Source organism: Sphaerisporangium aureirubrum, from assembly GCF_042658925.1.
In the GTDB taxonomy this organism is placed as follows: domain Bacteria; phylum Actinomycetota; class Actinomycetes; order Streptosporangiales; family Streptosporangiaceae; genus Sphaerisporangium; species Sphaerisporangium aureirubrum.
In genome coordinates, this window is record NZ_JBHSRF010000044.1 from 40,752 (window position 1) to 55,181 (window position 14,430).

Here is a 14,430-nt window from a genome sequence, read left to right on the forward strand (position 1 = left end):
GTGGCTGGCCCGCCGCCGCACCGGGCCCAGGTCCTGAGGCGGTCGCGGGCCCTTACTGGTGCCAGAGTGCCGTCACGCTCCCGGTGAGCCGGGGGCGGGGGCCGGGGGACGGGTCGATGTGGATGGCGGAGCGGGGAGCGGCGGTGACGCCGGACTTCATGTGGTAGTCGATCTTGGTGGTGAGCAGGCGGGGCAGGGTGCGCCGGGCGATCAGGGCGAGGGTGGTGCGGGTCTGGGCCTCGGCGAAGGCGGCGCCCAGGCAGCGGCGGGCGCCGACACCGAAGGGGAAGTACTCGTACGGGGACGGCGAGGCGCCGTCCAGCCAGCGGGACGGGCGGAAGGCGTAGGGGTCGGGGAAGACGACGGGGTCGTGGTGGGCGACCACCGCGGCGGTGAACAGCAGGGAGCCGCGGGGGACCGGGTCCGAGCCGTTCACCGTGACGCCGGCCGTCACCCGGCGCGGCAGCCCGAGCGGGACGGCGGGCAGCACCCGCTGCGACTCCTTGACGACGGCGTCGAGCACGACGGGATCGGCGAGGTCCAGTTCCCCGGCGGCCTCGGAAGCGAGCATGGTGAGCAGGGCCCAGGTCATCGTCATCGCCGTCGTCTCGAAACCGGCCGCGAAGAATCCGTGCAGCTCACCCGCCACTTCCTCGGTGGTCAGCCGGTCGCCGTCCTCGTCGGTGGCGTGGCAGACGATCGACAGGGCGTCCGGGCCCGGCGGCTCGCCGCGCCGCCGCTCGATCAGGCGGGCGAGGTGGGCGTAGGCGTCCGCCACGGTGCCCACCCACCGGCCGTACGGGGTCCACGGCCGCTCCCAGGGCAGCAGGATCACCAGCGGGTGATTGACCCCGTCGCTCACCCGGAGAATGTCGCCGGCGACGTCGAGATGCCGCTCGGGATCGGTTATCCCGAGCAGGCACCGTAACATGTTCACCTTGGAGATCCACAGGAATTCCGCGACCATGTCGAACGGCTCGCCCCGCGTCCCGGAATCGGCGAACCGTGATCGCAGGAACGTCTCCGCGAACACCTTCTGATAATGCTCCATCGCTGTTTTGTGCACCACCGGCATCAGCAGTCGCCTGCGCCTGCGGTGCTCGTCGCCGTTGGCGGTGATGACCGCCTGGAACATCCCCGAGTACGGCCGCCCCTCCGGGATGTTGAAAACGCCTTCCCCCGCGCGGTGGAAGGTGACGTTGTCGGTGCAGACCTGCCGCACCGAGGGTTCCCCCAGCGCCACCACGATCGAGGCGTTGCCGGAGGTCACCGGCACGATCGGCTGCGCGTGGTACGGCGCCATCGCCCGCATGGCGTAGAAGGCGCTCCTGGTCAGGAACCGCAGGTTGTTCACCACGGGAAGTCCCCGGGGGCCGTCGGCGCGCATTCGCAGCGACGTGTCGAACATTTTGGTGATGGGAGCCGGTGATTCCGTGGTCTCGGTAAGGGGATCGTTCACAATTCCCCGCCTCGCAGGTACGGCGCGCGGAAACACGCCGGAAACCGGGGCGCCGGTGGATATCGGCGCCCTTTTCCGGAGGGTATTCCGCGGCGTGGCCGCTGAGAACGGGCGGCGGACGCCGGCTCGGTGAATTTCTCGTCTCGGCGGTGTTTCGGAGGGAGCACGGCGCCCGGGACCGGCACGCGCATGTCGGAGAACATTCGGAGGGAGGTCATTCAGGGTTGTTCGCGGCGTAGACGGCGGCGGCACCATCGGTTCCACAAAGCTGATGGAGGCGGGATGCGGATCGTGCGGCTGGCCAACTTCGTCTCGGCGTCCTCGGGAGGGTTGCGCACGGCGCTGGCCGCGCTCGGTGCGGGATACCTGGCGGCCGGGCACGAGGTGACGCTCGTCGTCCCCGGGCCCGCCCGGTCCTCCGAGGACACCGCACAGGGACGGGTCGTGACGGTGCCGGGCCCGCTGGTGCCCGGCGCGGGCGGATACCGGCTGATCACGGCGCGACGGCCGCTGCGGCGCCTGCTCGAAGGCCTGGAGCCGGACCGGCTGGAGGTGTCGGACCGGACCACGCTGCGCTGGACGGGCGCGTGGGCGCGGGCGCACGGCGTGCGGTCGATGATGGTGTCCCACGAGAGCCTCTCCGGGCTGCTCGGCCTGTTCGCGCCGCCCCTGGTGCCGGTGCGGCGGCTCGCCGACCGCGTCAACCTGGCCACCGCCGCCGCGTACGACGTCGTGGCCTGCACCACCGGGTGGGCCGCCGCCGAGTTCCGGCGGCTAGGCGTCCCCAACCTCGTCCAGGTGCCGCTCGGGGTGGACCTCGCCGCCTTCGCCCCCGACCGGCACGACCCGGCGCTGCGGGCGCTGCTGGCCCGGCCCGGCGAGGTGCTGCTCGCGCACTGCGGACGCCTGTCCCCGGAGAAGCGCGCCGAGGACTCGATCGCTGCCCTGGCCGAACTGCGCCGCCGCGGCGTCCCCGCCGTCCTGGCCGTCCTCGGCGACGGACCCCGCCGCCGCGCGCTGGAGGCCCGCGCCTCCGGCCTCCCGGTCCGGTTCCTCGGCTACGTCGCCGACCGCGGCCTGGTGGCCCGCCTGCTGGCCACCGCGGACGTCGCCCTGGCCCCCGGCCCCGTGGAGACCTTCGGCCTCGCCGCCCTGGAGGCCCTCGCGAGCGGCACCCCCGTCGTCGTCTCCCGGCACAGCGCCCTCCCCGAGATCGTCGGCGAGGCCGGCGGCCAGGCGGCCCGCGACGGCTCGTCCTACGCCGGCGCCGTCCAGGCCTTACTCGCCCGCGACGAGCCCGGCCGCAGGGCCGCCGCCCGCCGCCGGGCCGAGCTCTTCGGCTGGCCCGCCGCCGTCCAGGGCTTCCTTCACGCCCACGCCGTCCCCGCGCGGGAGCCGCGGGTGGGGACGCCATGAGGGTCGCGATCGTCGCGGAGTCGTTCCTGCCGCGGGTGAACGGGGTGACGAACTCGGTGTGCCGGGTGCTGGAGCACCTGGCGGCCGGCGGCCACGAGGCGATCGTGGTGGCGCCCGCCCCCGGCCCGGGGTCGTACGCCGGGTTCCCCGTGATGCTGACCCGGGGGCTGTCGCTGCCGTTCTACCCGTCGTTCGTGGTGGGGCTGCCCACCCGGCGGGTGACGCGGCTGCTTGAGGAGTTCGGGCCCGACGTCGTGCACCTGGCCTCGCCCACCGTGCTCGGGGCGTCGGGCATGAAGGCGGCGCGGCGGCTCGGGATCCCGGTCGTCGCGGTGTTCCAGACCGACCTCGCGGGGTTCGCGCGCCGGTACGGGCTCGGCGCGGCGGGACCGGCCATCTGGTCGTGGCTGCGCCGGGTGCACGGGCGCGCCGTGCTCACGCTGGCGCCGTCCACCGCGACGATGCGTGAGCTCGGGCGGCGCCGGATCCCCCGGCTGGCGCTGTGGGGGAGGGGCGTCGACCTGGAGCGGTTCCACCCCCGGCACCGGTCGGACCGCCTGCGCGCGCAGCTGGCGCCCGGCGGGGAGACCATCGTGGGGTACGCGGGGCGGCTGGCCACCGAGAAGCGGGTGCACCTGCTGGCGGAGCTCGCGGACCTGCCGGGTGTGCGGCTGGTCGTCGTCGGGGACGGGCCGTACTGGCGGCGGCTGCGGCGCCTGCTGCCGGACGCCGTGTTCTGCGGCTTCCGCACCGGGCGCGACCTGTCGCGGCTGGTGGCGTCGTTCGACGTCTTCGTGCACACCGGCAGCGACGAGACGTTCTGCCAGGCCGTCCAGGAGGCGCTCGCGTCCGGCGTGCCGGTCGTCGCCCCGGCGGCGGGCGGGCCGCTGGACCTGGTGCGGCACGGCCACAACGGCCTGCTCTACCCGCCGGACGACCCGGGGGCGATGCGCGCCGCGGTCGCCGCGCTGGCCGCACGCCCGGCGGCGCGCGCCCGCATGGGGGAGCGGGCCCGCCGGTCGGTGCGCGAACGGGGATGGGCGGCGGTGTGCGACCAGCTCCTCGGCCACTACCGGCACGCCGTCGCCGGTACGCCGTACCATCAAGAGGCTGGAACCTTGGTGCGCGCCGGAACAGCACAAGAGGTGGATCTTGCCGAGTACTCGTCCGCTCAACCCGGGTGAGCCCGGTCAGATCGGCGATTTCCGGCTGACCGGGGTGCTCGGCGAGGGCGGCCAAGGGGTCGTGTACTCCGGCGAGGCGCCGTGGGGCGGCGCCGTGGCCGTCAAGGTGCTGCACGCGCGGCTCTCGGAGGACCCCGACGCCCGCAGGCGGTTCCTGCGCGAGTCCGAGGTGGTGCGCCGCGTCGCGCCGTTCTGCACGGCCCGGGTGCTGGACGTCGGGTTCAGCTACGACCGGCCGTACATCGTCAGCGAGTACGTCCCCGGGCGTTCGCTGGACCAGGTGGTGCGCGCCGAGGGGCCGCGGGCCGGTGGGGCCCTCGACCGGCTGGCGGTGGCGACGGCGACGGCGCTGGCCGCGATCCACCGGGCCGGGATCACCCACCGCGACTTCAAGCCGAGCAACGTCATCCTCGGCCCCGAGGGCCCCGTGGTGATCGACTTCGGGCTGTCCAGGAGCCTCGAGCACACCAGCGTCCGCACCGGCCTGGTCGGCACCCCCGCCTACATGGCGCCCGAGCAGTACGAGGGGAAGGTCGGCCAGCCCGCCGACGTGTTCAGCTGGGCGGCCACGATGGTGTACGCCGCCACCGGCCACCGCGCGTTCCCCGGCGATTCGGTGCCGGCCCTGCTGCACGCCGTCACGTACCGCGAACCGGACCTGTCCGGCGTCCCCGACGGCCTGCGCGACGTGGTCGCCGCCTGCCTGGCCAAGAACCCCTCCTACCGCCCCACCGCCGCCACCCTCCTGCGCACCCTCACCGGCGACACCCTGCCCCCCGAGGCCCGCCGCTCCCCGTCCCCCGCACCACACGCGTCCCCGTCCCCCGCACCACACGCGTCCCCGGCGCCCGCACCACACGCGTCCCCGTCTCCCGCATCACACGCGTCCCCGTCCTCCGCACCACACGCCTCCCCGGCGCCCGCACCATACGCGTCCCGGGCTCCCGAACCACACGCCTCCCCGGCCGCCGCGCCACCCGCGTCCCGGGCCTCCGGGCCGCCCGCCTCCCCGGCCCCCGGGCGGACGGCGCCGCCGAGCGCCCGTACGGCCTCCGCCGGCAGGGCTCCGGGTGGGGCGCCGGCGTCCCCGGGGCAGGGAGCGGCCACGCCCCGGCCGGGCTCACCGCTGCCGGCGTGGTCGTCCGCGGGCGCGCCGGCCGAGCCCGAGACGCGGAGCGTGCGGTCCTCCGGGTCCGGGGCCGGGTCCGATACGACGCAGTGGCGCGCCGCCGGGTCGCCGCCCGGGACGGCGCCCGGTGGTGCGGCGGGCGGCCGCAAGCGGGTGCCGCGGCGCGCGGTGCTGCTGGGGGTGGCGGCGGTGCTGGTGTCGGCCGCGGTGGTCGTGCCGCTCCTGCTGCGGGAACAGGGCGGGGTCGCGGGGCGGCCGGAGGGCACGTCGGTGCCCCGGGTGACCACCTCCCTCGACGGTGCCGCGCCGTCCGGCACGGGCCGGGCGACGGTGGCCACCGCCGCGCCGAAGGAGTTCGGCACCCCCGCCTACCCGCCGATCACCGAGCACGGCAACGACGTCAGGAGCGCCGCCACCGCCATGGTGGACGGCTCCCCCGTCGTCGTCACCGGCTCCGACGACGAGACCGCCCGCGCCTTCGACCTCGACACCGGACGGCCGCTCGCCCCCGCGATGACCGGGCACACCGAGTGGGTCAGATCGGTCGCGGTCGGCGACCTCGGCGGCGTCCCCGTGGTCGTCACCGCCTCCGACGACGACACGGCCCGCGTCTGGAACCTGCGCACGGGCAAGCCGTTCGGCAAGCCGTTCACCGGCCACACCGGCGACGTGAAGGCCGTCGCCGTCGGCTCCCTGGACGGCACCCCCATCGCCGTGAGCGCCGGCGCCGACCAGACGGCCCGGGTGTGGAACCCGCGCGACGGCAAGGCGTACGGCGACCCCCTCACCGGCCACGAGGGCACGGTCTGGGCCGTCGCGCTGGGCGCCCTCGACGGCACCCCCATCGCCGTCACCACCGGCGACGACGGAACCGTCCGGGTGTGGGACCTGCGCACCAGGAAGCAGCTCGGTCCCTCCCTGACAGGCCACAAAGGCTGGGTCCGCTCGGTCGCCCTCGGCACCGTGGACGGCACCCCCGTCGCGGTCACCGGCGGCGAGGACCGCACCGCCCGCATCTGGGACCTGCGCGCCGGCAAGCAACTGGGCAACCCTCTCAAAGGCCACAAAGGCTGGATATGGTCGGTGGGATTCGGCAACCTGGGCGGCACCCCCATCGTGCTGACCGGCAGCGAGGACAAGACAGCCCGCGTCTGGAACGCCCGCACCGGCCGTCCCATCGGCGGCCCTCTCGCCGGCCACACCGACTGCATCTGGTCCGTCGCCTTCGGCACCTCCTCCGGCACCTCGGTCGCCATCACCGGCAGCCGGGACGAGTCGGTCCGCGTCTGGAACCTCGGCCCGCCCTGACCCCTCCCGAGCACGCCGGACCGCGGATCCGGGGTCGGGACATGACCGCTCGCTTGTTCGCCGTGCTGCGGCTGTGTCCGAGCTGCGGCTGTGTCCGAGCTGCGGCCGTGTCCGGGCAGCGGCCGTGTCCGGGCAGCGGCCGTGTCCGGGCGAACCGCGGACACCGTGGGGCGATCACTGCGCGAACACCGGGAACGTGACCTGGCTACGGCGGGCATCGCGGCCCCGGTACCGATCCGGATCCGCGAGAAGCCGGCCTCTCCGGGGTTGATCGGGTTCACGCGGGGTGGCCTTCCGCCGGCGCGGGGCGGAAGCCGAGGGCGCGGGCTCGGGTGGCGGCCTCGCGGCGGGTGCGGACGCCCAGTTTGCCGAGGACGGCGGCGACGTGATGGTCGACGGTGCGGACCGACAGGAACAGCCGTTCGGCGATCTCGGCGTTGGTGAGGTGCTCGGCGAGCAGGGACAGCACGGTCGCCTGGCGGTCGGTGAGGCCGGCCGGGTGGGCGGCGCGGCGGCGGGAAGAGGGCTCCGCCAGGGCGGCGCGGCGCCGTACGGCCACGCGGGCGGCGGCGGACGCGCCGAGGCGGTCGAAGACGGCCAGGGCCTCGTCCACCAGGGCGACGTCGCCGGTGAGGGCGAGTTCCACCGCCCGCTCGTACGGGTCCCCGGCCGCGGCCCACAGGTCCGCCGCCGCGTGCCGGTCTCCCCGGAGGCCCGCCTCGTACGCGGGCGGGCACCCCGGGAAGGGCTTCGTGGCCGCGCCCGCCCGGCTCAGCAGCAGGAGCAGCTCCGCGCGGAACGGCGCGGAACCCGGTCGCGTCAGCCGAGGCAGCAGGGCGTCGGCCACCTCCCGCACGACACCGGGAAGCCCGTTCAACCGCCCCCACTCGGCGTAACCCAGCCCGGCGTACGCGCACGACACGAGGACCCGCCCCCGCCGCGCCGTCTCCCACGCCCGCCCCAGCGCCGCCCCCGCCGCGGGATCCCCCCGCCGCGCCGCCAGCCGCCCGAGCCACACCCCGCTCATCAGCGCCGCCGCACCACTTCCCCCGCCGTCAGGCCGCCCGTCCCGCCGCCGTACCCCGGCGGCCACCACCCACGACTCCCTGGCGCTTCCGCCGCCGTACCCGGTCGACCGGCGCGAAGCGCGGGTTCCATCGGCCACCCCCGTTTCGTACGGTTCACCGACACCAGTCCCGCCGGGGCTTGGGGTGTGCGGCATGCCGTTTCCGCCGGACGCGTACGGTTCACCGGCGCCGGTCCCGCCGTACGAGGCACGCGCCGTGCCGGTTCCGGTGGGTGCGGTCGAGGGGAACGGTTCGCCGGTAGTGGTCTCCTCATAGGAGGTCGGCGAGCGCTGCGCGGGCACGCCGGGTCCGCCGGACGCGGCTGAGGCGCGGGTGGTGGTTCCGGCGTGGGCGGTGTGGCGGAGGGCTCGGCCGGCGGCGGGCCAGTCGCCGGAGTGGACTCGGGCGACGCCGGAGAGGAGGTGGAGGGTGTGGGCGTGGGACAGGAAGCCGTGGAGTTCGGCGTGGGGGAGGGCCTCTTGGAGGCATTCGTCCAGCTCGTCGCGGCGGCGGAAGCGTAGGAGGAGTTCGGCCAGCAGGGCACGGCCCGCGGCGACGGCCTCGTGGTGGTGGGCCTCGGCGGCCCCCGCGATGGCGTCGCGGAGGGCGGGGAAGGCCGCCTCGCCGTCGATCTCGGCCTGGACGGCGGCCAGGTGGACCGCGCACAGGGCGGCCAGGTCGCCGTCCTCGGCTCGTTCCGTGGCCTCGGCCAGCAACGTTACGGCCGCCTCGGGCTCTCCGACGGCGACCTCGATCATGCCCCGCGCGAGGAGCAGGCGGGCGCGGACCTCCCGGTCGGTGAGGGCGGGTGACAGGCGGGAGGCCTCTTCGGCGGCGGCCTCGGCGGCTCCGGTACGGCCCGCGGCGAGCAGGTGGCGCGACAGCAGCGCCAGGCAGGTGGCCAGGCCCGTGTGGTCGCCGAGCCTCCGGTGGACCTCCGCCGCCTGCCAGGCCGCGGTCACGGCCTCGGCGGGCCGGTGGGCGTGGTGCAGCTCCACGCCGTAGCAGTCCAGCACCCCGGCGCGCTCCCGGGGGGACAATTCCTCCAGGTGCGGGCGGACCGCCTCGAACAGCGGCAGCGCCTCACGGTGCATCCCCCGCCCGGCGGCGGTCCGCGCGGCGGCGGGCGCGACCGCACGCACCGTCGCGGTGTCCCCGGCCGCGGCGGCGTGGCGGAGCAGCCGCGTGACGTCCGGCCGGTCCGTCCGCCACAGCGCCGCGGCCACCTCGTGGTGCAGCTGCCTGCGGCGCAGCGTCGGCAGGCCCGCCTCCACGGCCAGGCCGGTGAGCGCCGGATGGAAGACCAGCCGGTCCCGGCGCACCTCGACGAGCCCGGCGCGCTCGGCCTCCTCCAGCACGGCCGTGCCCGCCGGGAGGACCCGCGCCGCCAGCTCCAGCGGCACACTGTCGCCCACCACCGACAGCTGCTCCAGCGCCTCCACGCAGGCCTGCGGCAGCCCGGCGCACCGCGCCGCCACCGCCTCGACGACCGCGCCGGGCACGTTCCCCGGCCCGGCGTCCAGCACCTCGGTGACGAGGAACGGGTTGCCACCGGTCAGCGCGTGCACGTCCCCGGCGTCCTGCCCGCTGCCCTCGGCGAGCCGCCGCACCGCGTCCCGGGACAGCGGACGCAGCGGCAGCCGCACCACACCGGCGCCGGACGGCACACCGGCCAGGCCGGTGCCGGGGCGGCACTCGTGGTCCCTGGTGGCGACGACCAGGACGGCGGGGACGCCGGCGATCCTGCGGGCCACCCGCACCAGCACGTCCAGGGTGACGTCGCCGGCCAGGTGGGCGTCGTCCACCACCAGGACGGCGGGGCGAGCCCCGGCCAGCCCCGCCAGCAGCGCCCGCACCACCTCACCGGCGTCCGCGCCCGGCGTGAGCACGCCCGGCGTGCCGGCGAAGGCGTCGTGCAGCGGGGCCAGTGGCGTGGGCTCGGCCGGGTCGTCGCACGTGGCGTAGAACCGTGTGACGTGGGACGGCAGGCGTTCCAGAAAGACGCGCAGCAGCTCGGTGCGGCCGATCCCCGCCTCGCCGGTGATCCACACGGTGGACCCTGTGCCCTCCTCGGCCCGGTGGACGGCCTCCAGCAGCGTTCTCAGGGCCTCATCCCGTTCGAGCAGGTTCACCGTGCGCATTGGTGCCGACGCGTACATCTCGACGTTCCCCCTCGTCTTCGGTGGCGCCGGACGTGAACATCACGCGCATTACACCCTCCTCCCGCCGATCCTTCCGCGCACTAATACGCACAGCGCCCGCTCGTTTTCCGGCCGTGACCCCTTGGACACCCATTACCTACGCGCCGACCTGGCCATATCCCCCCTACGCACTCCGATTGCCCATACACCCCCGCGCTCCCGTCCTCCGCGATATGGGCAACGCCTACCGATGCGCCCCGCCGTTGTTCGCCGCTCCAATTGCCGGCAGGCGAGGGTTCGCGCTCGCCGCACGGGGGCGGTTCCACAAGGGGGTTCGAGTGGTTCACGAGTACGGGCGTCGCGTCGCCGGGGGCGTCGCGGCACTGGACAGGCCGACCAGCCTGACGGAGTTCCTCGCACGTTTCGTCGTGCCGGGCGAACAGGACGCGGCGCGGGCCGTGGAGGCGGCGTTCGCGGCCCTGCACGGACACGCCGTGCCGCTGACCGAGCTGTTTTCCCCGGGGCCCGGCGAGAACGGCCCCCCGGACGCCGAGCCCCGGCTCGGCGTCCGGTCGTCGCCGGTGCCCCTGCTCACCGCCGACGCCACGTCCCCGCCGGTGCGCTGGTCCGTCATCGCGTACCACGGCACCTGAGCCCGCCATGGATCGCGCCGGACTAGCGGCGATCGCCTGGAGGGCCCGGTCCCTCACCGAACGTCTGGCAGCCGCCTCACCCCCCGCCGCGCCCGCGCCCGCGACGGGGAACGCCGAGGCAGGCGCCAGACGCCTCCTCCGCTACCGCGACATCGCGGGACGCGGCGACTGGGACCGGTGCCTCCGCCGCCTGAACTGGGACGACATGGACGCGACCACCCTGCGCCGTGTTTTCTCCGACCCACCTCCCGCCCCGGACACCACACCCGCCCTGGACGACCTGCCACCGTGGACCACCACGCTCCGGGAGATCATCGAGGTGACTGCCACCGGGACCACGGGAGACCTCACGGCCGTCCTCTGGGGTGTGGCCGGTGGGGACGCGGGAGACCTCAGGGCGGTTCTCGGGGGTACGGCCGCCGGTCACGCGGGCGATCTCACGGCGGTTCTCGAGGGTACGGCCGCCGGGGACGCGGGCGATCTCACGGCCGTCCTCGGGGGTGCGGCCGGAGAGTACGTGGGCGACTTCGTGGCCGTGGTCGGGCGTACGGCCGGTGAGTGTCTGTTCCCCGAGGTCTGGGGGCCCGCTGTCACGTACGCGATCGAACGGCTGCGGGCGGAGAAGGGCGCTGGCTGGGCGGACGAGCAGGTCGTGGCCGGGCTCGCGCGTGTGCTGTTCGCGCGCCTCGGCGAGATCGGCGCCCCCGCGCTGTATCGCGAGTTCGACCGGGACCGCCCGCTCGGCTTCCGCGTCGCCCCGCGCCCCGGTGAGGCGGCGTCCTTTGCCGGGGCCGCGGTGCCGGACGCGCGGTACGGCGCGTTCGTGCGGCGGGTGCGGGGCGACGGCCTGAGAGGGTTCTTCGCCACGTATCCGGTGCTGGCCCGCCTGGTGGCCACCGCCGTCGACGACTGGGTGGACGCGCACGCCGAATTCCTGCGCCGCCTGGACGGCGACCTGCCGCTGCTGCGCGCCGGGCTGGCCGGGACGGGCGCCCGGGTCACCGCCGTGGAGGCCGGGCCGTCCGACCGGCAACGCGGCGCGCTGGTCGTGTGCTTCGACACCGGCCGCAGGGCGGTCTACAAGCCGAGGGACCTCGGCGTCGAGGCGGCGTACAACGATCTGATCTCCTGGTGCGACGCCCGGCTCGGCGGCGAGTACGCCCCGCGCGCCCTGAAGGTGCTGCCGAGGGACGGCTACGGCTGGGCCGAGCACGTCGCGCACGCCCCGGTGGACGGGGCCGTCTCAGTGCCGCGCCACTACCGGCGCGCCGGGCGTCTGCTCTGCCTGCTGTACGCCCTCGGCGCGACCGGCTGCCATCTGACCGCCGCCGGGGAGCACCCCGTACTGGCCGACCTGGAGACCCTGGCCCATCACGAGCCGAGGCGGGCGGACGCCTGGGAACGGGCGGCGCTGGGCGCTCAGCTGTGGGACTCGGTGCTGCGCACCGGCCTCCTGACCGGCGGCCCGTGCGGCCGGGACCAGCGCCCCGCAGTGGACGTCGACGGCCTCGGGGAACACGACGAGGAGCACGGTCCCGAGCGAATCGGCAGGCGGTGGCGTTTCCCCGGCACCGACTACATGGTCGAGGTGCGGAACGCCCGCCGGGACTTGCCACGGCGGGACGCCGTCGTGCTGGACGGCCGTGTCATCTCTCCCGGCTTGTACACGGACGCCGTCGTCACCGGCTTCCGGGAGATGTACGACATGCTGGCCGCGCACCGCGACGCCCTGCTCGCCCCCGGCGGGCCGCTCGACGCCTTCGCCGGAAAACCCGTGCGGTTCGTCTTCCGTGACACCGCCACGTACGCGCTGCTCCTGGAGCACTCCCTGGACCCGCGCTTCCTCGGCAACGGCCTGGACCGGAGCATCGAGCTGGAGCTCCTCGGCCAGACCCTGCCGCACTCCCCGGACCGCCCCCCGGAGTGGCCGCTCGTCGCGGCCGAGGTCACGGCCCTGGACCGCCTCGACATCCCGCACTTCACGACGAACACGAGCGGCACCACCCTGGAACTCGGTGGCGGCCGGACCGTCGACGGCCTGCTCGACCACCCCACCCACGAGCGCATCCGCCACAGAATCGCAACCCTCGCCCCCACCGACCGCGACCTCCAGTGCCGACTGATCCGCAGCGCCTTCCACCTCAGCTCCACCACCCCGGAGCCCACGGCCCTCTTCGCACCCACGGCCAGCTCGGACGTTCTCGCAGGCCAGGACGCCCCCATCGGCCCGGACACCTACGTTGGCCCGGACACCTACGTTGACCCGGACACCTACGTTGACCCGGACACCTACGTTGACCCGGACACCCATGTCGGCCCGGACACCCCCGTGGCCCCAGCCGATCCCGTCAGCCCGGGCGCCACGACCCTCACCCCAGCACCTCCGCACATCGCGCACAGGCTGGACGCCGCCTCCGCGCCCGCCGCCGGCCCGTCCGGCGGTGAGGACCACGTGCGGCACGCCGGTGAGATCGCCGAAGAGCTCGGCCGCCGCGCCATCGAGCTGAGCGGCGGCGGCGTCACCTGGATCCACCTGAACCGCGCCGCGCACAGCGGCCGCTTCACCGTCCAGCCCGTCAACGCCAGCCTCTACGAGGGTGTGACCGGCATCGCACTGTTCCTCGCCGCACACGGCCTGGTCACCGGGGACGAGCGGTCCAGGGACCTGGCCGTGCGGGCGCTGACACCCTTCCGGCGGCTGGCGCGAGCACCTCACGCGAGCAGGCGCGGGGGTGTGCCCGCGGCACTCGGGCTTGGGACCGGCGAGCTTGGGACTGGCGTGGGCCTCGGAACCGGTATGGGCTTCAAATCCGGTATGGGCCCCGAAATCGGCATGGGCTTCGGAGTCGACGTCGGGCTTGGAGCAGGCGTCGGGCTCGGCTCCGTGCTCTACGCGTTGACTACCACCGGCCGCCTGCTCGGCGACGACGCGCTGATCGAGGACGCCCACGAGCTGTCGGGGCTGCTCGCCCCGGCCCTGATCGAGCAGGACCGGTTGTTCGACGTGCTGTCCGGCGCCGCGGGCGCGGTGATGGGCCTGCTCACGCTGTACCGGGCGACCGGCGACCCGGAGGTGCTCGCCAAGGCCGTCTGGTGCGGCGACCATCTGCTGGCGGGCCGCGTCGCGCTCGGCGATGGCGTCGCCGCCTGGGAGAGCCACGACGGGCCCGTACCGCTCGGCGGCATGGCCCACGGCCAGGCCGGGATCGGCCTGGCACTGGCCCGGCTGCACGAGTGGACCGGCGACCCCGCCTACGCCCGGGCGGCGGGCGAGGGACTTGCGTACGAAAGCACCCTGTACGACGAAGGGCTCGGCGACTGGCGCGACCCGCGCACGCGCCAGGACGGTGGCACGCTCCCGCGCCCCGCCTCCGGTTGGTGCCGCGGCGCCTCCGGCTACGGCCTCAGCAGGCTCGCCATCGCCAGGGTCGCCCCCGGCCTGGTGGACCCCACCGACGTAGAACGGGCCCTGCACGCGGTCCTGCACGGCCCTCCGGGGGACCTGGACAGGCCGCTGGCCGTGCCGGACCGGTCGTTGACGGTCCCGGACGGGCTGTTGGCGGTCCCGGACGGGCTGTCGGCTGTGCCGGATAGGTCGTGGGCCGTGCCGGATGGGTCGTGGGCCGTGCCGGGCGGGTCGTGGGCGGTCCCGGACGGACTGTCGGCCGTCCCGGACGGACTGTCGGCTGTGCCGGATGGACTGTCGGCCGTGCTGGATGGGTCGTGGGCCGTGCCGGGCGGGTCGTGGGCTGTGCCGGATGGGCTGTTGGCGGTGCCGGGCGGGGCGTGGGCGGTGCTGGACAGTTTGTGTTGTGGGGGCTTTGGTGAGGCCGAGTTTCTGCTGGTGGCGGCTGGACGGCTTCGCCGTCCTGAGCTGGCCGTCGCGGCACATGACGTGGCCGCGCGCGTGCTGCGGCGGGCGCGTGCGGCGGGCGGCTACGCGTTCATCCCGGGCGTCCCGAGGAGTGTGTTCTCGCCGGGGCTGTTCCGGGGCGCCGCGGGCGCCGGGTACGGGCTGCTGCGGCTGGCCCGCCCGGACGCCCTCCCGTCCGTACTGACCTGGGACTGAGTGG

Annotated in this window: 7 protein-coding genes; 5 read left to right on the forward strand and 2 right to left on the reverse strand. The window is 75.3% G+C overall.

From position 1 onward, the window contains the following. Positions 1–52 precede the first annotated feature (52 nt). Positions 53–1,408, reverse strand: a complete 1,356-nt coding sequence (locus ACFP1K_RS25480) for a cytochrome P450 (RefSeq protein WP_380757691.1) — start codon at positions 1,406–1,408, stop codon at positions 53–55. 333 nt (positions 1,409–1,741) lie between these two features. On the opposite strand from ACFP1K_RS25480, the gene ACFP1K_RS25485 reads away from it, so the two are divergent. Genes ACFP1K_RS25485 through ACFP1K_RS25495 form a run of 3 tightly spaced genes read left to right on the forward strand, consistent with a single transcriptional unit; the run spans position 1,742 to position 6,496 of the window. Then, positions 1,742–2,875, forward strand: coding sequence for a glycosyltransferase (locus tag ACFP1K_RS25485; RefSeq protein ID WP_380757693.1), 1,134 nt, complete (start codon positions 1,742–1,744; stop codon positions 2,873–2,875). Further along, entirely contained in the window at positions 2,872–4,059 is a 1,188-nt protein-coding gene (locus tag ACFP1K_RS25490; RefSeq protein WP_380757695.1) for a glycosyltransferase family 4 protein, read from the forward strand. The genes ACFP1K_RS25485 and ACFP1K_RS25490 overlap by 4 nt, the downstream gene beginning before the upstream one ends. After that, positions 4,028–6,496 (forward strand): protein kinase domain-containing protein, encoded by a 2,469-nt coding sequence (locus tag ACFP1K_RS25495; RefSeq protein ID WP_380757697.1) that lies wholly within the window; start codon positions 4,028–4,030, stop codon positions 6,494–6,496. Before ACFP1K_RS25490 ends, ACFP1K_RS25495 begins: the two co-directional genes overlap by 32 nt. Positions 6,497–6,773: 277 nt before the next feature. On the opposite strand, the gene ACFP1K_RS25500 is transcribed toward ACFP1K_RS25495, so the two are convergent. Continuing rightward, entirely contained in the window at positions 6,774–9,695 is a 2,922-nt protein-coding gene (locus ACFP1K_RS25500; RefSeq protein ID WP_380757699.1) for a helix-turn-helix transcriptional regulator, read from the reverse strand. Positions 9,696–10,042: 347 nt separating this feature from the next. Between ACFP1K_RS25500 and ACFP1K_RS25505 the strand changes: the two genes are divergently transcribed. Together ACFP1K_RS25505 and lanM are read left to right on the forward strand one after the other, a co-directional pair. Further along, positions 10,043–10,357, forward strand: a complete 315-nt coding sequence (locus ACFP1K_RS25505) for a hypothetical protein (protein WP_380757701.1) — start codon at positions 10,043–10,045, stop codon at positions 10,355–10,357. Positions 10,358–10,364: 7 nt separating this feature from the next. Continuing rightward, positions 10,365–14,426, forward strand: a complete 4,062-nt coding sequence (gene lanM, locus ACFP1K_RS25510) for a type 2 lanthipeptide synthetase LanM (RefSeq protein ID WP_380757703.1) — start codon at positions 10,365–10,367, stop codon at positions 14,424–14,426. The last annotated feature ends 4 nt before the right edge of the window (positions 14,427–14,430 follow it).